A 21317-nucleotide genomic window follows, 5' to 3' on the forward strand; every position below is an offset into this window, starting at 1 on the left:
GGAGCGGCGGTCAGTAGCCGGCGACACCCAGCTCGCGGCAGATCTCGACCAGCTCGGGGTGCACGTACACGCCGTCCTTCTCGACGCACTCGCCGTCGAGGAAGATGGACGGGCCGAGGATCGAGCCGTCGGTGTGGGCGGCGGACACCCACGGCTCGCCGCCGATCCAGGCGCCCTTGGTGCCGATGCCCAGCTCCACGCAGCCGAAGACGCGCTCGTCCTCGACGATGCGGCCGGTCGGCGCCGGCACACCCGGGTTGAAGCCCAGGGACCAGTGGGCGACGCGGAACATGTTCGGGTCGTCCCAGGACTCCATCCAGCGGCGGAAGATCTCCGCGTCCTGACCCTCGCCGTCGATCTTCGTGACGACGCCCTTCTCGACGGTGCAGCGGACCGGGGTGCGCAGCAGACCGAGCTGGTCCGGCGGCCACAGGGCGCCGTCGAAGACGAGCACGCCGTCCTGGGTCTCCTCCAGCGGGTTCCAGGAGATCTGGCCGGAGAGCATGACGGTCTCGCCGGGATTCTCGGCGGGCTTGCCCCGCAGGTTGATGGGGCGGTCGCCGTTGCGGCCGGTGATGTCGGTGCCGTTGGCGGAGGTGATGCGCACCTCGTCCGCCTGCTCCAGGAGGCGGACCAGCGCCTTGCCGAGCTTGATGACGCCCTCGAAGTCGGGGCGGCCGACCGTCGCGACGAGCATGTGCACGTCCATCGCGGTCAGGTTGGTGTAGCGGCAGCCGTTCGCCATCGCACGGCGGAACGCGTCGGAGTGCATCACGTACGAGACGGCGAACTCGATCCACACGTCGGCGTCGGCTATGGCCCCGGCGACGGGGCGCGGCGGCTCCATGGAGGAGCTGGGCATCGTCTCGTACCAGACGACGACGGGGTGCGCCCCGGCCGCCGCGACGGCCTGGGCGGTGGCGTCCACGACACGGCGGTCGCTGCTGGTGTCGCCGGTGAGGACGACGTGCTCGCCGGGCTTGACGAGCATGACCTGCTCGACGAGCTTGCGCGCGGCGAGGGCGAGTTCGTAGCTCAGGTACTCGGACCGGGGTTCGAGCCGGCTGAACATCTCCATGGATCTTCTCCTTGCGGTGGTGCGGGTGAGCGAAGGTGGTTTTGGGGGAGGGGTCAGCTCGCCTTGATGATCTGGGCGGAGTCGCCCAGGGAGCTGCCCGCGATGAGGCCGGCGCCGACCAGGTTCAGTTCCTCGTCGGCGGCGGGCCCGCGCCACCTGCGGTAGCCGACGCGCACGGCGAGTGCGGCGAGGACCATCCAGCAGGCGTTCGGGGTGAGGATCAGCAGGCCGGTCGCGAGCATGACGCCCATCTGCCGCCTGGTGCCGCCGATCAGCTGGATGGCGGCGCCGGGGATGGCCCACAGCAGCAGGGTGCGCAGCACACCCGGCTCGCCCAGGCCGTTCTTGACGGTGTCGGCGTAGACCTTGGCCACGGGCGGGATCAGCCCCTGCCTGAAGTACGACTGCCACAGGACGGCCACCACGACGAGCGCCGCGGCGAAGCCGATGAGGGCCGCGCGGAACTGCTCGCGGCGCCCCTCCCGCTCGTACGGGTCCCAGGGCCGGTGCTCGCGGCGCAGCAGCCACCCGGCCTTCAGGTCGTAGCCCATGTCGGCGAAGGCGGGGCCGGTGGCCGACACGTAACCGACCAGGAGCGCGAGCGGCACCGACGGGATGCCGATGAGCAGCCCCAGGACCAGGAAGATCAGGGTGACGGCGAACGACGGGAACCAGCCGGACTGCATCGCGGCGAGCCCGACGATCAGCTCGTGCACGAGTGCGGCGAACGCGGCGAACAGCACCCAGCCGAGCAGCCCCAGCGGGCTCATGTCACCGATCAGCCCACCGAGGACGGCGAGCAGCACGGCCCCGGCGACGAACAGGGCGTAGCCACGTACGAGCGCCCGGCGCAGTGCCTTCTCGTCAACGGTGTACGCGGTCGTCTCGTCGTGTCCCGCGACGGTCGCCGCGGCAGCGGGCCGCTGCTCCGAGCGGCGGCGGACCAGCAGCACGACCGCCTGGCCGAGCGCGACGACGCCCGCGCCGACCATCACGCCGTGCGGCACGTACCCGGCCCCGAGGTCGGTGTGGAACAGGTCGGGGCTGAACTCGCGCAGACCGAGCCCCACACCGAACATGAGCAGCGCCCAGACGTTGCCGAGGAAGGCGACACCGGCGGCGGACAGCGGCAGGCTGAACAGCGTTCCGCCGAGCCCCACGAGCGTGCCCGCGCCGAGCACCAGGGCCCGCTTCCCGCCCTTGTCACCGGCCTTGATCGTCTCGGCGGCGGCCTGCCCGGGCGGCCAGGCCGCGTCGGCGGGCAGCAGCCGGGAGCCGAAGGAGCGGTAGAGCACCCAGGTGTCGATGAGCAGGCCCACGAAGGAGCCGGCCAGCATCGGCCACACCAGGTCCTCGCGCCCGAAGACGTACGGCACCGCGATCGAGGTGAGCAGCGCGTTGGCGGAGGCGAAGGTGGCGGCGGAGATGGCGCTCTGGGCGAGGTTCTGCCGGTGCACGGAGCGCATCGAGCGCAGCCCGGCGAGCGGGATGCGGCCGATGAGCATGGCGATCAGGGCGCCGACGACCGAGGTGTTGGCGGAGATCCCCAGCTTGGCGACGAGGTCCGCGCCGATGACGGCGCCGACGACGGACAGCACGGCGAGGACGACGAACACGACGGGTTCGCGCACGCGGGGGTGGCCGGCGCCGGAGGATGCGGCGGCGGGGCCGGAGTCGGAGGGCGGCGGCGCGGTGGCCGACGGCGAGGTGTGATGCGACACGGAACACCCCTTGGTGGGTGGGCCCTGCCCCGGGACGGGGAGGGGCTTTTCGGGCAGGCTGCGGTGATCCGCGCGTACTCCGGCACGACGCACGTCGTACGGATGCGGCCCGTCGGACAGCGCCGCCGGGCCGGGCGGGTCAGGAGCCGAAGGCGGCCGTGGCCTCCTCGGCCCCGGCCAGAACGAGTTCGGTGATGCGGTCGACGGCCCGGGTGACGCGGTGGGCGGGCCCGATGACGGTGAGCGAGGCGGCGATGCTGCCGGCCTGGAACACGGGGGCGGCCACGGCGGCGACGGCCTCGTCGTACTCGCCGTGGCTGACGCTGTACCCCCGGGAGCGCACGTCCGCGTACCGGGCCAGAAGGGTGTCGAGGCCGGTGACGGTGTGGTCGTTGAAGCGTTGGAGCGGGGTGGCTCCGAACAGGCGGCGGATCTCCGCCTCGGAGTAGTGGGCGAAGATGGCGTGGCCGGAAGCGCCGGCGTGGCCGGGCATCACGGCACCGAGGATCGCCGTGTAGCGGACCGGTCCGGTGCCGTCGACGGCGGCCGCGCACCGGTATCCCGCGCCCTGCGGCACGTTCAGTACGACGCTCTCGCCGGTCTCCCGCAGCAGCCCGGCGAGGATCGGCCGGACCAGCGACGGCAGCACACCGCTGTGCTCCCCGGCGCGCGCCAGCCGGGACACGGCGGGCCCGAGCCGGTAGCGGCGGGTGGTGGTGTCGCAGGTCAGGAAGGAGCGGGAGGCGAGCGTGGTGAGGATGCGCTGCGCGACCGCCTTGTCCCAGCCGTGCCTGCGCGCCATCTCGCTCACTCCCCACTCGGGGCGCCGCTCGGTGAACGACAGCAGGGCGAGCAGGGCGCGGTCCGCTCCCTGAAGCACGCCGGGCTGGGGCGGGGCCAGGAAGTCCGCGTCGTCGTGCCGGCCGGCCTCGTGTGCGGTGCCGCCGGCGGACGCGCCGTTCACCTCGTTCATGGCCTCGTCCCTTTCCTCGCTGATCCGGTGCGCTGAGCGCAACGCCGTTGCGCTCAGCGGGGAGAACTATGTGATCAGGGGGACGTGGTGTCAAGGGTGTTTCGTTAGGATCCCCCGATGGAAATCGAACCCGGGATCGAAGAACTCATCGAGGACCTGGCCGCGGGCGACCCGGCACGCGTGACCGCGGCGGCGGAGCGGCTGGCGGCCCACGGCGAGGACGCGCTCCCGGGACTGCTGGGAGCGGTGTACGCGAACCAATCGCCCCAGCGCCTCAAGGTCTACGGGGACGTGCTGGGCCGCATCGGACCGCCGGCCTTCGACGCCGTCCTCGTGGCGGCGCGCGGCGGGGAAGTGGACGACTGGCTCCGGTCCCGGCTGCTGCGCGTCTTCGACGAGCGCTGCGCCGAGCGGTACGCGGCACTGGCTCTCGAACCCGACCGGCTGTCCGGCAGCGGCTTCGAGGGGTTGCTCAGGCTGCGCGTGGACTCCGACACCGGGCTGCGGGCACTGGTGGAGAAGGCCGGCCGGGGCGACGATTTCTACGGCGACCCCGGTAAGTACCTAAGCGCCATGTGGGACTCGTACGCCCCGCGCCTCCGGGAACTGCGCCGGGATCCGGCTTCGCCCCGCCCGGTACGGCGCGGCGCGCTCGGCGTCCTGATCGAGGGCGGCGGGCTGGACGCGCTCGACGGACGCGACCGGATGCTGGTGGAGCGGCTGGTGCGGGTGAAGCTCCCGGGCGGCGTGCGCGCGGTGCCGGACACCCAGCTCAGCGCCTGGTGGCTGGCCGTGCCCGGGTCGACGTACGAGGGCGTCTTCGAGGCGTTGGGCCTGCACGATCCCCGCCCGGTGACGGTCCGGGCGGGGGTGGCGGCCGCGATGTGCGAGGAGATACGGAGTCCGAGCCCGGAGGACCCGTCCCGCGGCATCAGCCGGGCCTTCGTGACCCCGGAACTCGACGGCTGGCGCCTGGTGTTCGGCCAGTTCCGCCAGCTTGTCGGCTACGACGACTGGAATGACATGGTCGAGACGGTGGAGCGGGTCAGCGCCGCGTGCGGCAGGGCCCAGCTCTTCTACGTGGACGACGCCGGCGGCGCGGACATCTGGTTCGCCGCCGAGGAGGGCCGGGTGATCCGGCAGTACGCGGCCGAGGGCGGCTGGGACGACGAGGACGACGAGGACGACGAGGACCCCGACGACATCACGGGCGGCGTCCGTGACGTGTGCGGAGCCCTGTCGGTCGACCCGGACCTGGTGGGCGTCCTCGACACGGTCGTACGCGGCCACGGCTGGCTGGCGGTCACCGCACCGGACGCGGGCCACGGCCGGTTCCCGGGCCTGCTGCCGGTCTGAGCCGCGCCCGCCGGTGCCGGCAGCACCGGCGCCTGACCCGCCTACGGAAGGACGATGTCGCGGCCGTCCCCGCCGTCGAGGGTGTCCTTCCCGGTACCTCCGCAGACGAAGTCGTCGCCGCCCTCGCCGTGCACCACATCGTCGCCGGAGCCGCCGAGGAGTATGTCCCGGCCGTCCCCGCCCATGACGTGGTCGTCGCCGGGGCCCGCGTACACGATGTCGTCGCCCTCGTAGCCCTCGATCATGTCGTCGCCGCGGCCGCCCCACATCCGCTGGTTCCCGCCGTCGCCCATCAGGTGGTCCATGCCGTCGCCGCCGTACAGGGTGGCGGGCCCCATGACCATGTCGTCCCCGGCGTCACCCAGCACCGTGCGGGCGGTGTGGGCGTGCAATACGTCGTCGCCCGGGCCGCCGCTGACGGTGTTCATACCGGGATCGAAGGCGGCGATCGTGTCGTCGCCGTCGCCGAGGAATGCGTCGATCCTGTCGGGCCGGGCGCTCTCGGCGGGCAGTTCGCAGACGACGACGGTGAAGTCCTCGGGACCGGAGTACGCACAGTGCTCGCCCGGTTCCAGCGGGACCGCGTCCCTGAAGCCGATCCGGCGGATCCCGTCGCTCGTGTACATCGAATAGATGTGGAGGTCGTTGGTCTGCCCCGCGGCGGCGGTGAAGACGATCGACTGCGTTCCCCAGTCGGCCCCGACGCGTGCCTTCGCCTCGCTGACCGGGGCGGCGACGGCACCGGTGGCCGCGGGGCCGACGGCGAAGCCGACGGATAACAGGGTCACGGCGACGGCGCTGACGGCGGCTCGGTTCCGGTTCATGGGACCTCATCTCGGGGTGGCGGTGGACCGGGTGGTCAAGGCAGTCTCCCGTGCCGGCCCGAATCCGCAAGAGCGCCTACCGGCTCGGTGCCATGGCCCGGCTCGTGATCGACTTGGTTTGTTTCATTGACATGTCACGCGAATCTCGTACCGTTGGGAGCGCTCCCACGTCAGCTTTGCCACTGGAAGGAGTTCCCCCCACATGCGCAACAAGAGTCCGTTAACCGGGTGTTCGAGGTCGTACCTCCGTCGGCCCCTCCAGTCACTCGTCATGCTGTTCGCCGTCGTCGTCGGCGCCTTGGCCTGGTCGGCACCGGCCCAGGCCCACGGCACGATCGTCGACCCCGCGAGCCGCGCGTACAAGTGCTGGGAGACATGGGGCAGCAACCACATGGACCCGGCCATGCAGACGCAGGACCCCATGTGCTGGCAGGCATGGCAGGCCAACAGCGACACCATGTGGAACTGGATGAGCGCTCTACGGGATGGTCTCGGCGGCCAGTTCCAGGCGAAGACCCCCGACGGGACCCTGTGCAGCAACAACCTGTCCCGGAACGCCAGCCTGGACAAGCCCGGAGCCTGGAAGACGACCACGGTCGGCAACAACTTCTCGGTGCACCTGCGCGACCAGGCGTCCCACGGTGCCGACTACTTCAAGGTCTACGTGAGCAAGCAGGGCTTCGACCCCAAGACCCAGACCCTGGGCTGGGGGAACCTCGACTTCATCACGCAGACCGGCCGCTATGCGCCGGCGACGGACATCACGTTCCCCGTCCAGACCTCCGGCTACAGCGGACACCACGTCATGTTCGTGATCTGGCAGGCATCGCACCTCGACCAGGCATACATGTGGTGCAGCGACTTGAACTTCGGCTGAGCCACGAGCCCCGTCGGCGCAGGGTGTCCCCCTGCGCCGACGGGGCTTCCCGCATCCCCCTGCCCGTCAGTACGCCGTGTCCTGCTGATCCGGTACGACGCTGCCGTCGCCACGCCGCACGGGCGCGAGGGTGCCGTCCGGTTCGGTGTACGCGGCGGTCGAGCACGGGTAGGCCGTGGTCCTGCGGGGCAGCGGCTCGATGAACATGGGGTTCACGACCCAGCGCCCGTCGGCGTTGTCGTAGGCGCGGCACATCACCTCGTTCTTGTTGCGGTTGAGCACCAGGTGCGCGCCCGTGGCATCGCCGACGAACGTCACATCGGTGTCGGCGTCACCGCCGCCGAGCGCGATCCGCCGGTGGGAAGCCTGCTGGTGCCAGGCGGCCCGGCCCTTGATCCCGAAGATCTCCTGGTTGATCCAGCAGCGCTTGCCGTCGATGTACGGGATGGCCTCGCCCTTGGTGACGCCCACGCCGCCGCAGCCCTCGTTGCTGGTCGTGATGCGGCCCTTGCGGTCGAGCACGGACCGGATGGCGACGGTGTGCGCGCGGTCGATCCCGATGCCGCGCGACCACACCTCGGTGACCGGCTCGGAACCCGCCGAGACGATCCAGACGTCGAAGCCGGCCTTCTGGAGCGTCCGGACGAGGTCGCGTTGCTGTTCGTAGTAGCGCACATAGGCGGGAAGGACGTGGGTGCCGACCGTACGCGTCGCCCCGACCGGCGCGGCAAGGGCCTCCGCGCGCGCTGCCTCGGTGTACGCGCGCAGCTCGGGGACGGTGTGTCCGGCGAACAGCTGCGGCACCCACGCGTACTGCGGCACCGTGCGCCGGTGGTTCCACGTCCCGGCGAAGGCGGCCTCGCCGCTCATCGTGTGGCCGTCCTCGCGGATCTGCAGGATCTCGTCGGCGCAGCGGGCGTTGGTGGAGGTGGGCAGGGGCGCCCCCACCTTCACCTCGGTTCCGCAGGCGTCGGTGAGGGCCTTGTCCGCGGTGCCGGTCAGCCACTTGCTGGTGTCCTTCCAGCTGGCGGGCCGGAGGATCTTGTCGTGCCGCAGGGACCAGCTGATGGTGGCGTCGGTGACGTCGTTCTTGGTGATGGTGTTGTCCCAGTCGAACGCCGCGACCGGTCGCGGTCCACCTCTGCCGTGGCAGGTGCCGCGCTCGTCGATCACGCGTTGCAGCCGGGCGCGGTTGTCGCCGTACCAGGGGAGGTCGTCGGAGAGCTGAGGGCAGCGGGCCGTCGTCGGCGTCACGGCCGTGCGACCGGCTGGTGCGGCCGACACGGGGCCGGCGGTGGTTGCGACCGCGAGTGCGGCCGTCAGGGCCGAGGTCCATGCGAGAACAAGTCGGGTACGCATGCGAGTGGACCGTACATCAATGTTTCGGCGATGTAGAGGGGGCACGCGGCGCCGCCCGCGTCCCCGAGGAGACGCGGGCGGGGCCGACGCGCGGGTGGCGGGTCAGCGCTTGGCGGCTCCCTTCGTGGGGCTGCCCGTGAAGGTGAACTGCGAGCCCGGCTCGACGAGCAGGTCGCCGTCGCGCGAGTTCGTGATCGTCACGTTGGAGAGGGTCGCGTCACCACGGGCACCGCTCATCGCGAGGATGCCCGAGCCGTTGTTCGACTTGTCGATGCGTACGTCGGAGATCTTCGTCCCGGTGTACTGGCCGCCGCCCGTCTTGAACTGGATGCCGTCGTACGTCGAGTCGAGGATGTCGGTGTCGCGGATGGTGACGCCGGGGATGCTGGTCGCCTGCGCGAAGAGCGTGATGGCGCCGAACTCCTGGTCCTCGTTCCAGAACGCACCGCCGGTGCGGTTCAGCGTGTTGCCCGCGATGAGCGTCTGGCCGCTGAAGGGGATCGGGTCGTGGTCGGTGGCGAGCATGATGCCCGGGTAGTTCATCGTGTCGGAGACGACGTTGTTCTCGATGGTGTTCCCGAAGCCGCCGTAGACCGCGATTCCGTTGGCCCGCCAGGGCAGTTGAATCGTGTTGTTGCGGAAGTGGTTGTTGGAGCCGACGTCGACGGAGGTGTCCTTGACGTACTTGCTCGACCAGACGGCGAGCGAGTCGTCGCCGGTGTTGCGGAAGGACGAGTTGTAGACGGTCGAGTTGCGGGTGCCGTTGGTGAAGTTGATGCCGTCCGCGTACGTGTCGCGGATGCGCATCCCGCTGAACTCCAGGCCGTCGCCCGGCCCCCACAGCTCGGGGATGTTGGAGTAGTCGCGGCCGACCCAGACACCGACGTTGGCGTGCTCGATCCACACGTTGGAGATCTTGGTGTTCTTGCCCAGGCGCCCGTTGATGCCGACGCCGCCCTCCGCGTTGCCGTCGCCGCCGCGGATCCGCCCGGAGCCGAAGATGGCGAGGTCGGAGATCTGCGTGTTGTCGTCGATGTCGAAGCCGAAGTTGCCCTCGTGCGGGTGGTTGATGCCACCGGCGTCCTGCGGCTGGGTGAGGGTGTAGAGCTGCGAGTACCACATGCCGGCGCCCACGATCCTCACGTTCTTGATGCCGACCTGGTTGTACTGGCCGCGGTGCTGCGGGTCGGGGGTGAGGATCTTCTGCTCCTGGCGCCACTGCCCGGCCGGGATCCAGACGCAGGAGATCTGCCCGGCCTGGTCCGCCATGACGGCGCGCTGGAGGGCGTCGGTGTCGTCGATGCCGTCGTTGGGGACGGCGCCGTACTCGGTGATCGAGGTGCACTCGGCGGGCTTCGTCTTCGCCGGGGCGACCTGCTCCAGGTCGACCAGGTCCACGATGTAGAAGGCCGCGGAGTCCCCGGCGTCACGCTGCAACCGGAACTTGGTGCCCACCGGGTAGGTCTGGGCGAGCAGCGCGTTCGACTCGTCGAAGAGGCGTCGCGCGTCCCCGCCGGGGGTGTTCGTCAGGCCCTCGGGGTCGTCGGTCGAGCCGTAGAGCCATGAGTGCTTCGAGGAGAGGTCGAGCTTGCGGACGAACTTCCCGTCCGCGTAGAGGCTGAGCGTCGCGGACTGCCCGCCGCCCCGGCGGCGTCCGGGATGGAGTTGCGCACCACGATCGAGTTGGTCGGGTTGGTAGAGGTGAACTCGACGTACTCACCGGTGTTGTCGAGCCGCACCGACTTGCGCCCGCTGGACTCGGTGGCGAAGTTGGTGTGGCCGAAGGTGCGCTTGGCGTCGCTGGTGAGCAGCTTGCCGGTGTACGTGCCGTTCTCGGCCTCGTACTCGGTGTACGGCACGGCGGCGCCCCGGCCCACGACGATGGAGCGGGCGAAGGTGTTGTTGTTCTCGTCGGTCTCGGCGACGGTGTTCGTCGCGTCGGCGCTCGCGCTGAGCGTCGCGCCGCCGTTGGTCGCCGTCCAGGTGCCGGAGATCGGCACCTGGACGGAGGCGCCCGCCGCGACGGCGGGGGTGGTGCCGTTGAGTGTGGTCGTCCCGGCCGTCAGCCGGGTGACGGTACCCGCCGCGACGGCGCTCGTGCCGCGGTTCTTCACGGTGACGGTGAAGCTGACACTCGCTCCGCTCGCCGGGCTCTCCGGGTTGGTGGCGATGCCGGTGACCTGGAGGTCGGGTCCGGGGCTCTGTGCGACGACGAGCGGTGTGGCGCCCGCCCGGCTGTTGTTGCTGTCGTCCTGCTCGACGACGGTGTTGTTCGGGTCCACGGCGGCGGAGACCGCGTAGGAGCCCTGCGGGTGCTTGCCGGTGTCCACGGTGACGGTCGCCGAGGCGCCGGCGGCGAGCGCGCCGACGGCGGCGGTGCCCGCGACCGTACCGTCCAGGCTGACGGCGACGGTGGTCGCCGGGGAGGCGGCCGTACCGGCGTTGCGGACGGTGGCCTTGACGCTCACCGCGTCCTTCTCGGACGGGGAGGCGGGCGTCCAGCTCAGGTCGGTGAGGGTGAGGTCCGGGTTGGGCGCGGCGGTGCCGACGACCTCGACCTCGGCGATCTGGCCGCCGGGCGCACCGGAGTTGGCGCTGAGCGCGAGCCGGAGGTCGGCGGCGCGGCCGGAGACCGGGATGGTCACGGTGTTCTTGTTGCCCGCCGGGCTGAAGTCGTAGTTCGCGCGCGCCTTGAGCGTGGTGAAGGCGGAGGCGCTCTGGCCGCGGCCGCTCACCTCGATCGCCTGCGTCCGTGCGCCCCACGCGGTGCCGGGGTTGAGCTTGACGACGACGGCGGACAGCTCCGCGTCGGCGCCGAGCTTCACGGTGAGCTGCCCCGGCAGTCCGGCGGACTCCCAGTACGTGTTCACGTCCCCGTCGTTGGCGTTGGCCGGGACGAAGGTGTGGACGTAGCCGTTGGCCTCGACGGGCTTGCCCTTGGCGAGGTTGGTGCCGGTGGGCGGGGTGCCGGGGTCACCCGGGTCGGTTCCGCCGCCCGCACCGCGGACCTCCAGCTCCGAGAGCTGCGCGGCCTGCCAGCCGGTGTTGGCGGTGACCTGCACCCGGACGTACCGGACGTCGGTGGCGCCGAAGCCGATGGTCACGGCGCCGGCGGCGGCGGGAGTGAAGGTGCGCTTGGCGGAGCCGGAGAGGGTGCTCCAGGTGTCACCATCGGTGCTGCCCTGCACGGTGAGCGTCTCGTCGCGCGCCTCCCACGTCGTGGGGAGCTTGAGGGTCACCTCGTCGACGGACGTCCTGGCGCCGAGGTCGACCCGCACCCACTGCGGGAAGGCGCCTGCGGGCCCCTCCCAGTAGCTGCCCTGGTTGCCGTCGGTGACGTTGCCCGCGCCGTACTCGCCGTTGGCACCGCTGGCGGTGGCCGGGCGGCCCAGCGCGAGGTTGGGCCCGGCGGCAGCGGCCTGGGGCGCGGCGGCGTGGGCTGTCGCGGGGAGGAGCCCGAGGGGGATCAGACAGGCCGCGAGCAGCCCGGTGACCAGCCGTCGGACGGATGACTTCCGTCTCATGCTGTCCTCTGTTCGGAAGGGGTGGGGAGAGGGCTGAGCTGGGGTGAAGTCCCGTGTTCAGAAGAGGGTTTGATTGATTTTTGAGTGAACTAGTCAAGGTTTTGCGGTTGCTTGGAGATAGATTTCTGACAGGTTAAAGATTTGTCAACGGTTCTGACCGTGCTGTGACACTCAGTGGTCGGGAATGAGGCAGTACGCGGCAAACGGAACGGGGGCCCGAAGGCGTCACCCGTCATACGGGAGGCGCGGCTCTACAGGGCCGCGAAAAGGCTGTCGAGCGGGGGCGGTGTCCGGCCCGGCGGCAGCGCTTCGACGAGGAGACGGCCGTAGCGGATCTTGCGGCCCTTCTTGGTGCCGAGGAAGCGCCGCGTCTGTTGGTGGCGGGGCCGCCCCCGCTGCGCGGGCTGCTGCTGGAAGGACTCCCAGGCACGAAGGTCGCCTTCGGCCCGGAAGACCTCCTCGATCCCCTCCGTGCCGAGCGCACGGATGAGCTCGTCCTCCAGGTCTACGCTGCACACGTAGATGTCCCCAAGGGGTGCCTGCGCCCGCGCGAAGGCACGCTCGTAGAAGCCCTTCTCACCCTCGTCGCACAGGCCCGTGAGGCGCAGGCCGAGGCCGGGCGGGCCGAGGAGCTCGGCGTAACGTCCGACGCTCATCGCGCCACCCATGGCCACGCAGAGCACCCCCTCGGCGCCCAGGTTCCGCCCTCGCCGGGCGGCCAGTGCCTCAACGGCCGCGAGATCGCTCCGCCCTTCAAGGAGCACCGCCGTCCGTGCTCCCGGGCTTGCGGGGTGGGCGGCTCCTTCATCCGTCACGGGGCGAGTCTGCCCGTCGACCGACGGCACCGCACGGGATTAAGGCTCCTGGAGGAGCGCTTCGCAACCGCCCGGCCGTCGCATCCCGAGGGGCGCCTCTTCCTCAGCCGATGGCGCTTCCGGAACCGGACACGATTCACCGCGACGGCCCTTCCACGGCGAAGACGTCGCTGTAACGTCAACTTCGAGCCCTCGCAGGCAGGGCCATCGAAGTAGGGGGAGGACTGTGCCAGACATTTCCCGGCGGACACTCTTGGGCGGCACCGGGGCAGCCGCCGCAACAACGCTTCTCACCACGACCGGAACAGCCCAGGCCGCCGACACCGCTGCCGGCGGGGGCGAGCGCACACCGCAAGGCACCTCGAAGGAGGCCGAGACACTCATGGCCAGTGGCAGTCAGACGCTCAAGTACGTTGCATACATTGCGAGTCCCGACATGGAGGTGCTGAACGACGCGACGTTCGGCGTCGGCGCGGAGCCCGCCGACATGTGGGCGTATCTCGACGACGCCACGGCACGCCTTCAGCAGAGACACCCCTCGTACTCCTTCACCCCCCGTCTCGTCCGGTACGACCAGGTCACCACCGAGATACCGCGCCCGTAACGCGCACTGCGCCGGCCCCCTCGCAGTGGGTCGGCGCAATCGGTGCCGCACGCTGCCCGGCGCCGCACACCCTCACCGGGGCGAGGACCGGGGTTGCCGGGAGGCCGCCGACCTGCCTCCCGGCCACCGTCCGGAGCACTCGGCGGACCGTCACCGCTGGGGCGGTCGACCGTCGGCCGGGACCGGCTCGCCGGACCATGTGAGGTCTTCCGTCAGAGGGCTCGGGAGGGGAGTGCGCCCGAGCAGCCCCGTGGTGGCCTCGGCCGCGAGCCGCTGCCATTGGCGGGCGCGACGGAGCATGGTGTGTCCTCCGTACGGCATGCGAAGGCCGTAGGCGTCGGCTCCGGCGGCCTGCGCGCGGGTGAGGTATGCCCAGGTGTCCCCGGCCCGGGTGATGCGGTCGCTCTCGTCGTGGAGGGCGATCACCGTGCGACCTCCGAGATGGGAGGCGGATTCGCCCGGCGGGCACCAGGGCGCCAGCGCGACCACGCCCCTCACCTGCGGATCGTCGGCCGCGCGGAGAGCTGCCCGCGCGCCCATGGAGTGACCGACGAGCACCACGGGGACGGGGCCCGCGACCTCGTACAGCTCGCTCAGCGCGCGGCGGGCGTCGGCGACGGGGTGGGCGTGATGGCCGTTCCAGCCGCGGTGGCGGTAGCGGACATGGCCCACGAGCACGTCCTCGTGGGCCACCGCTCGCCGGATGCTCGTGGCGAAGGGCTTCACGCGGAGCGCGGGGAGGTTGAGCGCCGCAGGGGGTTCCAGTGCGTCGGCGCGCCCGCCGTGGAGCAGGAGAACCGCGGCCCGGGCACGCCGCACGGAGCGGTGACCGCCGACGAGCGCGAGAGACGCGACGTCGGCGGTGTCGTTCGGGTGATCGGGCAAAGCCATCTCCTGACGTCCTGCTGCTCCGCATGCGGGCCGCCGTCAGGCTCCGCGTTCAGAGTGTATGGAACTCCCGCCGCAGCTCGGTGAATCCGCGTTCCACGCGGCTGGGATGGACGCGGTTGGTGAGCAGGATCGCGTAGCGGCCGGCCGCCGGGTCGAGCCACAGGCTCGTCCCGGTGAACCCCGTGTGACCGTACGAAGCCGGGCCGAAGGTGTCGCCCACCGGGGAGCCGGTCGGGTCCTGCCCCTGCCAGGCCAGGGCGCGCCGCAGGTTGAGGTGGTCGGTGCGCGGAGCGGTCATCAGCGTGAGGGTGTCCGGCTCCAGCAGCGGGGGACCGCCGCCCAGCAGACCGAGCGCGATGCGTTCCAGGTCCGCGAGCGTGGAGAAGAGGCCCGCGTGTCCCGCGACGCCGCCGAGTACCACCGCGTTCTCGTCGTGCACCTCACCGACGACGGTCCGCCCGCGCCAGGGGCAGGCTTCCGTGGCCACCGCGCGCCCCCGTTGGGCGGGAGCCGGACGGAAGCAGGTGTCGGTGAGGCCGAGAGGCGCGCACACCAGCTCGCCCACCAACTCGTCCAGGCCCCGGCCCGACGCCTGTTCGGCGATGAGGCCGAGCAGCATGAACCCCTGGGACGAGTACGTGACCCGGGTCCCGGGCGCGGCGGTGCGCGGCAGGGTGCCGAGCGCCGTCAGCAGGGACTCACGGGTCGGGTGCTCGCGGTAGAGCGGCACCCCGCCCGGCAGCCCCGAGGTGTGGTCGAGGAGTTGGGCGATCGTACGGGGAGCGTGCGGGCTGTCCGCGTAGCGGGCCAGATGCTGTCCGACGGTGTCGCCGAGGCGGAGGTCACCCCGGTCGACAAGAGCCATCACGACCAGGCCCACCAGCGGTTTGGTCACGGACGCGAGGTCCCACAGGTCGTTGCCGTCCAGAGGGGGCCCGCTGTCCGCGCGGGTGCCCGTCCAGCCCCGGTCCCACGGCCCCTCCGCGTCGCCGAGCGACCAGGCGGCACCGGAGTAGAGCCCGCGCTCCCGCCCCTCCTCCAGCAGCCGGCGGCGGGCGGAGGCCCGCGCATCGGAGGGTGTTGGGCCGCTCGGGCCGGGGGTGGTCCCGCGCGCCTCGGAGGCCGCCGGGCCGCTCGGGCCGGACGCGGTCCCGCGCGCGCCGGCAGGCATCGGGCCGGAAGCGGCCCCACCCGCCCCGCACGCCCCCGGGCCGACGGCAGCCCCTCCCGCCTCGACGGGCGTCCCCGTGTTCCGGTCCGCGCTCACCGTGTCTCCTCCGCCCTGCCGCTGCCACCGGTCGTCCCCGCGTCGGGGCCCGGCACCAGTCCGAGCCGTGCGCCGGGCTGCGCGGCCAGGCCGGCCGAGACCGCGGCGGCGGCCGACCGCACCATCGGCCCGTACAGCCGCGCCGCCGCCTCGTCGAGCGTGAAGGCGAGGCCGGAGAGCACGAGGGCCCCCACCGCGCGGCCGCCCGCATCGCGCACCGGAGATGCGAGCGCGCGGCGGTCGAGCCAGGCGTCGGTGCCGTCGAAGGCGTAGCCGTCACGGGCCGCGGCGGACAGGACCGCGCGGGTGGCCTCATCGGCGCCGGCGGACAGCGGTTCGCTCTCCGCGTCCGGCAGGGCGGCCAGCAGGGCGAGCCCCGCCGCTCCCGCGGTCAGCGGTTCACGGAAGCCGGGGCTCAGGTCGAGGCCGAAGTCCTGCGCCGGAGCGCGGACGTCGAGATGGATGACCGTGCGGTCGTCGCGGACCACGTACGAAGCGAACAGCCCCGTGCGTGTGCGGAGTTCGTCCAGGACCGGCCCGGCCCGGCGCAGAGCGGCGTCGTCGGCCAGCGCGCCGGCGGCCAGGCCGAGGAGGCGGGGCCCGGGGCGGTAGCTGCCGCCCGGGCCCGCCTCGGCGTAACCGGACGCGGCGAGCGCGCGCAGCAGCCGGTGCACGGTCGGCTTGGCCAGTCCCGTGCTCCGGGCGAGGTCCGCGAGGCGGTGCGGGGCGCCCGCCCCGGCGAGGGCCGTCAGGACTTCCATCGCCTTGTCCACCGGGCCGGGCGCGGGCGGTGCGCTGTCCGCTCCGGCGGCGCCGACGGGCACCGCGGCGGAGGTCTGCTTCTGCGAACGACTGTTGACCGGTTTCCCCATGTGGCCTACCTTACCCGAACTGCATTCCATTCACCGGAACGAGTGTGTTGCCCAATGGAACGAATACGTGAAGGGGGAGGCGGCCCGGGACTCGGGTACTCCCGCCGTTCGGTGCTGCGTCTGAGCGGCCTCGCGGTGCCCGCCCTCGCGGCCCCCGCCCTGCTGACCGGGTGCGGAGCCCCGTCGGCGGCCTCGGCCGGCAATGTGCTGCGGGTCTCCCAGACCGGGGACCCGAAGACGATGGACCCGCACAAGCAGGGCGACATGACGTCGATGAACGCCCTGATCAACATGTTCGACACGCTCACCACGCGGGGCCGCGACAACACGCTCCGGCCGCGGATCGCCCTGTCCTGGAAGGCGGTTGAGCCCAAGGTGTGGCGGTTCGAGCTGCGCCGGGGCGTCACTTTCCACAACGGGGAGCCGTGCGACGCCGAAGCGGTCCGCTTCAGCATCGAGCGACTGCTCGACCCCGCGACGAAGTCGCCCATCGTGGAGCTGCGTTACGTCGAGGGCGTCAAGGTGGTCGACCCGTACACGGTCGACGTGCGCACCTCGGTGCACGACCCGATCCTCCCCGCGAAGCTGTCCCTGTTCGGCGGCGTCGTGGTACCTCCGCGCTACCTCGCGAAGGTCGGCGACGAGGGCTTCGCCGCCCACCCGGTGGGCACCGGCCCGTTCACGTTCCGGCACTGGCAGCGCGACCACGAACTCCGCCTCGCCGCCTTCGAGCACCACTGGCAGGGCCGCCCGCACGTCGACGAGCTGGTCTTCGTACCCGCCCCCAACTCCTCATCCGCACTGGCCGCGTTGCAGAGCGGCGGCGTCGACATCGTGGCGGGCATGACCCCCGACGCGGCGCAGCAGCTGGCCGGCTACCCGGGCGTGGAGATCGGCCACCACACCGGCATCCGCACCTCCTACCTGTCGCTCGACACCCTCACCGAGGGACCGCTGCGCGACCGGCGCGTACGGCAGGCGCTCAACCACGCCATCGACGTACCCCTGCTCATCAAGGCCGTGCTCGGCGGGAAGGCCACCGAGGTGCCGGCGATGATCCCGCGCGGCGCCTTCGGTTTCGACGCCTCCGTGAAGCCCTTCGAGCGTTCGCTCACCAAGGCCCGCGCGCTGCTGGCCGAGGCCGGGCACCCCGACGGCATCAGCACCTCGATCACCGCCTCCAACCTGGACGCCAACGTGGCCGAGGCCATCGCCGGCCTGCTGGCCCGCGCCGGTGTCCGGGCCAGGGTGAACCTGCTCGACCCGGGCACGTACTCCCAGCGCCTGACCTCCTCCAACCACGGCGCGCTCGGCCCCGTCTATCTCGCCGCGTCCACCGTCTGGACCATGGACGGCGAGAGCATGCTCCAGTCGAACGTGCGCAGCGACCGGCGGCAGAGCCGCTGGCACCACAAGCGCGCCGACCAGCTCGTGGACCGCGAGGAACTGTCCGTGGACCCGTCCGTGCGCCGCCGCGCCTTCTCCGAACTCCAGCAACTGATCAAGGACGAGGCGCCGTTCGTGCCCCTCTACCAGATCGACAACATCTACGTGCACAACACCCGGCCGAGCTGGACGCCCGGCGCCGCAGGGGTGCTGGACATGGCGAGCGCGAAGGTGGCCGTGTGATGAGCCGGACCCTGACCGCACCCGGCGTACGGCTCTCCGGGCCCAGCCGCGCCTGGACCGTGCTGCGGCCCGCCGCCTCCCGGCTCGGCACCGCACTCCTGGTCCTGCTGTGCACCGCCACCGTCGTGTTCTTCCTGGTGCGCCTGTCCGGCGACCCGGTGAAGGTGATGCTGCCCCCCGACGCCACCGCCCAGCAGGAGGCCGTGCTGCGGCACAGCCTGGGCCTGGACCGGCCGCTGCTCACGCAGTACCTGGACTACCTGTGGGGCCTGCCGCGCTTCGACTTCGGCAACTCCCTCTTCTACAACCAGCCGGTCCGCGCCGTCCTGGCCGACCGCATCCCCGCGACGCTGCTGCTCGCGGCCGGCGCCCTCGTGGTGACGCTGGTGATCGCCCTGCCCGCCGGCACGATCGCGGCCATGCGGCGCGGCAAGGCCGCCGACCGCGGTGTCATCACGGCCGTCCTGATCGGCCAGTCGACCCCCGCCTTCTGGGTGGGCATCCTGCTCATCCTCGTGTTCGCCGTCGGCCTGCACGCACTGCCCGCCTCCGGATACGGCACCTTCGCCCACCTCGTACTGCCGTCCGTCACCCTGGCCGTCTACTCCGTCGCCGTCGTCGCACGACTGCTGCGCTCCTCACTGATCGACGTGCTCGGCTCCGACCACATCCGCACGGCACGCGCCCGCGGTCTCGGACCGGTACGCACCGTGCTCCGGCACGGCCTGCGCAACGCCTCGCTGCCCGTGGTGACGGTCGTCGGGCTGGAGATCGGCAGCCTGCTCGGCGGCGCGATTCTCACCGAACAGGTCTTCTCCTGGCCCGGCGTCGGCCAGCTGACCGTACAAGCCATCGCCAACCGCGACTTCCCCCTGGTCCAGGGCACCGTGCTGCTGTTCGCCGCCACCTTCGTCGTGGTGAACCTGCTCGTGGACCTGTCCTACGGCCTCCTCGACCCGAGGGTGAGGAACTCCCGATGACCACCACCGCCCCCACGGCCCTTCCCACCGCCCCCGCCCCCGTCACGGCCCAGCCCTCCGTGCTGCGCTCACTGCTCCGCAACCGGCTCGCCGCCGTCGCGCTCGTCTTCCTCCTCCTGATCGTCGTGTGCGCGCTCTTCGCACCGCTGATCGCCCCCGCCGACCCGGCCGCCCAGAACCTCCTCGGCAGGCTCCAGCCCCCCGCCTGGCAGTCCGGCGGCGACAGCGCCCACCTGCTCGGCACCGACCAGCTCGGCCGCGACCTGCTCTCCCGCGTCGTCTACGGCACCCGGGTCTCCCTGCTCGTCGGTGCGGGCGCGGCCCTGCTGGCCGGTGTCATCGGCACCGTCGCCGGCCTCGCCTCCGGATACCTCGGCGGCTGGACCGACCGGGTCGTCATGCGGTTCGCCGACGTCCAGCTCGCCTTCCCCGCGATCCTGCTGGCGCTCGCCGTCGTCGGATTCGTCGGCTCGGGCCTCGGCTACGTGATCCTCGTGATCGGCGTCACCGGTTGGGTGTCGTACGCCCGGGTGGTGCGCTCCGAAGTCCTGTCGCTGCGCACCCGCGACTTCGTCACCGAGGCCCGCGCGATCGGCGTCGGAGACCTCGCCATCATGCGGCGCCACCTGCTGCCCAACGTCATGGCGCCGCTGGCCACCATCGGCACGCTGCACATCGCGTCCGCCATCGTCGCCGAGGCGTCGCTCAGCTATCTGGGCCTCGGCGTCCCCAAGGAGACGGTGACCTGGGGCGGCATGCTCGCCGACGGACAGCTCTACCTCGGCACCTCCTGGTGGATCGCCGTCTTCCCCGGCATCGCCCTGATGCTCACCTCGCTCTCCATCAACATCCTGGGCGACGCGCTGCGCGACGTCGCGGACCCGAAGGCGTACCGCCGATGACCGACTCCGCACAGACCCCGCCCGCCGAGCCCGTCCTCGAATTCCGGGACCTCCGCGTCGACTTCGCGCTCGCCACCTCCACCGTGCACGCCGTACGCGGAGTGAACCTCTCGGTCGCCGCCGGCGAGACGCTGGCCGTCGTCGGAGAGTCCGGCAGCGGCAAGTCCGCCACCGCCCTGTCCGCGATGCGCCTGAACCCGGAGCCCCCGTGCGTGTACGCGGGCGGCCAGGTGCTGCTCGACGGCCGGGACGTACTCGCCCTGCGCGAGAAGGAACTCCGCAAGATCCGCGGCGCCCGGATCTCCATGGTCTTCCAGGACCCCATGACCAGCCTCGACCCCCTCCAGCGAGTGGGGGACCAGGTGGCCGAGGTGCTGCGGCTGCACGGCGACCACACCCGGGCCGAGGCCCGCCGGGCCGCGCTGACCGCGCTGGACGAGGTCGGCATCCCCGACCCGGAGCGGCGCTACCGCCAGTACCCGCACGAGCTCTCCGGCGGTCTGCGCCAACGCGTCATGATCGCCTCCGCACTCGTGGCCCGCCCCCGCGTCCTCATCGCGGACGAGCCCACCACGGCGCTCGACGTGACGGTGCAGCGCCAGATCCTGGAACTGCTCGTACGGCTCCAGCGGCGCCACGGCATGGCCGTCCTGCTCATCACCCACGACCTGGGCGTCGTCGCGGAGACGGCCGACCGCGTCGTCGTCATGCGGCACGGCGAGGTCGTCGAGACCGGCGACGTCGAACAGGTCTTCACGCGCCCCGCCGCCCCGTACACCCGCGAGCTGCTGGCCGCCACCCCCGACTGGAGCCCGTCGCATGACCACGACCCCGCTGCTGGAGATCGAAGGACTGCGCAAGGAGTTCCCCGGCCGCCCGCCGAGCGTCGCCGTGGACGACGTCTCCCTCACCGTCCGGGAGGGCGAGACGTTCGCCCTGGTCGGTGAGTCCGGCTGCGGCAAGACGACGCTCACTCGGCTGCTGCTGCGCCTGCTCGAACCCACCGCCGGCAGCGTACGGTTCGACGGCACGGACCTCCTCGCCCTCAAGGGGGCGGCGCTGAGGCCGCTGCGCCGACAGATGCAGGTCGTCCTCCAGGACCCGTACTCCAGCATGAACCCGCGCCTGCGGATCGCCGACATCATCGGGGAGCCGCTCGTCACCCACGAGGAATGGGCCCGCGGGCGGCGCGGCCGGGCGAAGGTACGCGACCGGGCCGGGGACCTCCTCGACGCCGTCGGCCTGGACGCGGGCATCCTCGACCGCTATCCGCACGAGTTCTCCGGCGGGCAGCGCCAGCGCATCTCGATCGCCCGGGCCCTGGCGCTCGAACCGCGCCTGGTCGTGCTGGACGAACCGACGAGCGCCCTCGACGTCTCCGTGCAGGCCCGTGTCCTCGACCTGCTCGCCGGCCTCCAGGAACGCCTCGGCCTGACCTACTTCTTCATCTCGCACAACCTGGCCGTGGTGCGGCAGATCGCGGACCGGGTGGCCGTGATGCGACAGGGCCGCATTGTCGAGTCCGGCACCGCGGACCAGGTGTTCACCGCGCCCGAGGACGCGTACACCCGGCGCCTCCTGGACGCCGTGCCCGTTCCCGAACCCGGCCGCCGAATCCTCGGGGAGTCGGCGCGTGACGTCCGTC

Annotated in this window: 16 protein-coding genes and 2 pseudogenes; 8 read left to right on the forward strand and 10 right to left on the reverse strand. The window is 71.8% G+C overall.

Translation table 11 applies throughout. The features are described 5' to 3' along the window. Positions 1–10: 10 nt before the first annotated feature. The 3 genes from NEH16_RS30475 to NEH16_RS30485 all read right to left on the reverse strand — a co-directional run bounded on the left by NEH16_RS30475 (position 11) and on the right by NEH16_RS30485 (position 3772). Positions 11–1078 (reverse strand): hypothetical protein, encoded by a 1068-nt coding sequence (locus tag NEH16_RS30475; protein WP_265546296.1) that lies wholly within the window; start codon positions 1076–1078, stop codon positions 11–13. 53 nt (positions 1079–1131) lie between these two features. Further along, the gene (locus tag NEH16_RS30480) at positions 1132–2799 is read right to left on the reverse strand and encodes an OPT/YSL family transporter (protein WP_265546298.1); all 1668 of its coding nucleotides are present in this window, start codon (positions 2797–2799) and stop codon (positions 1132–1134) included. A 139-nt stretch (positions 2800–2938) separates the two neighbouring features. Continuing rightward, a complete protein-coding gene (locus tag NEH16_RS30485; RefSeq protein ID WP_079193065.1) occupies positions 2939–3772 on the reverse strand; it encodes an IclR family transcriptional regulator in 834 nt (277 codons plus the stop codon). A gap of 117 nt (positions 3773–3889) precedes the next feature. Here NEH16_RS30485 and NEH16_RS30490 point away from each other — a divergent pair, with 117 nt between their 5' ends. Continuing rightward, positions 3890–5128: a hypothetical protein gene (locus NEH16_RS30490; protein WP_265546299.1), complete on the forward strand. Its 1239-nt coding sequence runs from the start codon at positions 3890–3892 to the stop codon at positions 5126–5128. Positions 5129–5169: 41 nt separating this feature from the next. Here the strand turns inward: NEH16_RS30490 and NEH16_RS30495 are convergent, their stop codons facing one another. Continuing rightward, entirely contained in the window at positions 5170–5952 is a 783-nt protein-coding gene (locus NEH16_RS30495) for a calcium-binding protein (RefSeq protein WP_265546300.1), read from the reverse strand. Positions 5953–6223: 271 nt separating this feature from the next. Here NEH16_RS30495 and NEH16_RS30500 point away from each other — a divergent pair, with 271 nt between their 5' ends. After that, a complete protein-coding gene (locus NEH16_RS30500) occupies positions 6224–6829 on the forward strand; it encodes a lytic polysaccharide monooxygenase auxiliary activity family 9 protein (RefSeq protein ID WP_265546301.1) in 606 nt (201 codons plus the stop codon). 66 nt (positions 6830–6895) lie between these two features. Here the strand turns inward: NEH16_RS30500 and NEH16_RS30505 are convergent, their stop codons facing one another. The 3 genes and pseudogenes from NEH16_RS30505 to NEH16_RS30515 all read right to left on the reverse strand — a co-directional run bounded on the left by NEH16_RS30505 (position 6896) and on the right by NEH16_RS30515 (position 12527). After that, positions 6896–8188, reverse strand: coding sequence for a haloacid dehalogenase-like hydrolase (locus NEH16_RS30505; protein ID WP_265546302.1), 1293 nt, complete (start codon positions 8186–8188; stop codon positions 6896–6898). Between the two features lie 102 nt (positions 8189–8290). Beyond that, a pseudogene (locus NEH16_RS30510) lies at positions 8291–11712 on the reverse strand (CARDB domain-containing protein). 251 nt (positions 11713–11963) lie between these two features. Continuing rightward, positions 11964–12527, reverse strand: a complete 564-nt coding sequence (locus NEH16_RS30515; protein ID WP_374215587.1) for a TOPRIM nucleotidyl transferase/hydrolase domain-containing protein — start codon at positions 12525–12527, stop codon at positions 11964–11966. A gap of 436 nt (positions 12528–12963) precedes the next feature. Between NEH16_RS30515 and NEH16_RS30520 the strand changes: the two genes are divergently transcribed. Beyond that, on the forward strand, positions 12964–13131 hold the full coding sequence (locus NEH16_RS30520) for a hypothetical protein (protein WP_265546303.1): 168 nt from the start codon (positions 12964–12966) through the stop codon (positions 13129–13131). Between the two features lie 150 nt (positions 13132–13281). Here the strand turns inward: NEH16_RS30520 and NEH16_RS30525 are convergent, their stop codons facing one another. The 3 genes from NEH16_RS30525 to NEH16_RS30535 form a co-directional block, all read right to left on the reverse strand. Then, positions 13282–14022: an alpha/beta fold hydrolase gene (locus NEH16_RS30525; protein WP_265546305.1), complete on the reverse strand. Its 741-nt coding sequence runs from the start codon at positions 14020–14022 to the stop codon at positions 13282–13284. Between the two features lie 49 nt (positions 14023–14071). Then, a complete protein-coding gene (locus NEH16_RS30530; RefSeq protein WP_265547446.1) occupies positions 14072–15193 on the reverse strand; it encodes a serine hydrolase domain-containing protein in 1122 nt (373 codons plus the stop codon). A 92-nt stretch (positions 15194–15285) separates the two neighbouring features. Continuing rightward, complete coding sequence (locus tag NEH16_RS30535; RefSeq protein WP_265546307.1) at positions 15286–16161, reverse strand: IclR family transcriptional regulator; 876 nt, start codon at positions 16159–16161, stop codon at positions 15286–15288. Positions 16162–16215: 54 nt separating this feature from the next. Between NEH16_RS30535 and NEH16_RS30540 the strand changes: the two genes are divergently transcribed. The 5 genes and pseudogenes from NEH16_RS30540 to NEH16_RS30560 all read left to right on the forward strand — a co-directional run. Continuing rightward, positions 16216–17790, forward strand: a complete 1575-nt coding sequence (locus NEH16_RS30540) for an ABC transporter substrate-binding protein (protein ID WP_265546309.1) — start codon at positions 16216–16218, stop codon at positions 17788–17790. Beyond that, on the forward strand, positions 17790–18770 hold the full coding sequence (locus NEH16_RS30545) for an ABC transporter permease (protein WP_073969266.1): 981 nt from the start codon (positions 17790–17792) through the stop codon (positions 18768–18770). The genes NEH16_RS30540 and NEH16_RS30545 overlap by 1 nt, the downstream gene beginning before the upstream one ends. Next, the gene (locus tag NEH16_RS30550; protein ID WP_265546312.1) at positions 18767–19672 is read left to right on the forward strand and encodes an ABC transporter permease; all 906 of its coding nucleotides are present in this window, start codon (positions 18767–18769) and stop codon (positions 19670–19672) included. The genes NEH16_RS30545 and NEH16_RS30550 overlap by 4 nt, the downstream gene beginning before the upstream one ends. Then, complete coding sequence (locus tag NEH16_RS30555) at positions 19669–20619, forward strand: ATP-binding cassette domain-containing protein (protein ID WP_265546314.1); 951 nt, start codon at positions 19669–19671, stop codon at positions 20617–20619. Before NEH16_RS30550 ends, NEH16_RS30555 begins: the two co-directional genes overlap by 4 nt. After that, positions 20525–21295: pseudogene (locus NEH16_RS30560) on the forward strand (ATP-binding cassette domain-containing protein); the annotation flags it as partial. The gene NEH16_RS30555 and the pseudogene NEH16_RS30560, both read left to right, overlap by 95 nt. Between the last annotated feature and the right edge of the window lie 22 nt (positions 21296–21317).

Source organism: Streptomyces drozdowiczii, assembly GCF_026167665.1.
GTDB lineage: Bacteria > Actinomycetota > Actinomycetes > Streptomycetales > Streptomycetaceae > Streptomyces > Streptomyces drozdowiczii_A.

Coding starts and splice junctions, on each gene's coding strand:
- NEH16_RS30525 (WP_265546305.1), bottom strand. CDS start 14,022: ATGGCTTTGCCCGATCACCCGAACGACACCGCCGACGTCGCGTCTCTC.
- NEH16_RS30505 (WP_265546302.1), bottom strand. CDS start 8,188: ATGCGTACCCGACTTGTTCTCGCATGGACCTCGGCCCTGACGGCCGCA.
- NEH16_RS30475 (WP_265546296.1), bottom strand. CDS start 1,078: ATGGAGATGTTCAGCCGGCTCGAACCCCGGTCCGAGTACCTGAGCTAC.
- NEH16_RS30485 (WP_079193065.1), bottom strand. CDS start 3,772: ATGAACGAGGTGAACGGCGCGTCCGCCGGCGGCACCGCACACGAGGCC.
- NEH16_RS30520 (WP_265546303.1), top strand. CDS start 12,964: ATGGAGGTGCTGAACGACGCGACGTTCGGCGTCGGCGCGGAGCCCGCC.
- NEH16_RS30500 (WP_265546301.1), top strand. CDS start 6,224: ATGCTGTTCGCCGTCGTCGTCGGCGCCTTGGCCTGGTCGGCACCGGCC.
- NEH16_RS30555 (WP_265546314.1), top strand. CDS start 19,669: ATGACCGACTCCGCACAGACCCCGCCCGCCGAGCCCGTCCTCGAATTC.
- NEH16_RS30530 (WP_265547446.1), bottom strand. CDS start 15,193: ATGCCTGCCGGCGCGCGCGGGACCGCGTCCGGCCCGAGCGGCCCGGCG.
- NEH16_RS30545 (WP_073969266.1), top strand. CDS start 17,790: ATGAGCCGGACCCTGACCGCACCCGGCGTACGGCTCTCCGGGCCCAGC.
- NEH16_RS30535 (WP_265546307.1), bottom strand. CDS start 16,161: ATGGGGAAACCGGTCAACAGTCGTTCGCAGAAGCAGACCTCCGCCGCG.
- NEH16_RS30540 (WP_265546309.1), top strand. CDS start 16,216: ATGGAACGAATACGTGAAGGGGGAGGCGGCCCGGGACTCGGGTACTCC.
- NEH16_RS30550 (WP_265546312.1), top strand. CDS start 18,767: ATGACCACCACCGCCCCCACGGCCCTTCCCACCGCCCCCGCCCCCGTC.
- NEH16_RS30495 (WP_265546300.1), bottom strand. CDS start 5,952: ATGAACCGGAACCGAGCCGCCGTCAGCGCCGTCGCCGTGACCCTGTTA.
- NEH16_RS30490 (WP_265546299.1), top strand. CDS start 3,890: ATGGAAATCGAACCCGGGATCGAAGAACTCATCGAGGACCTGGCCGCG.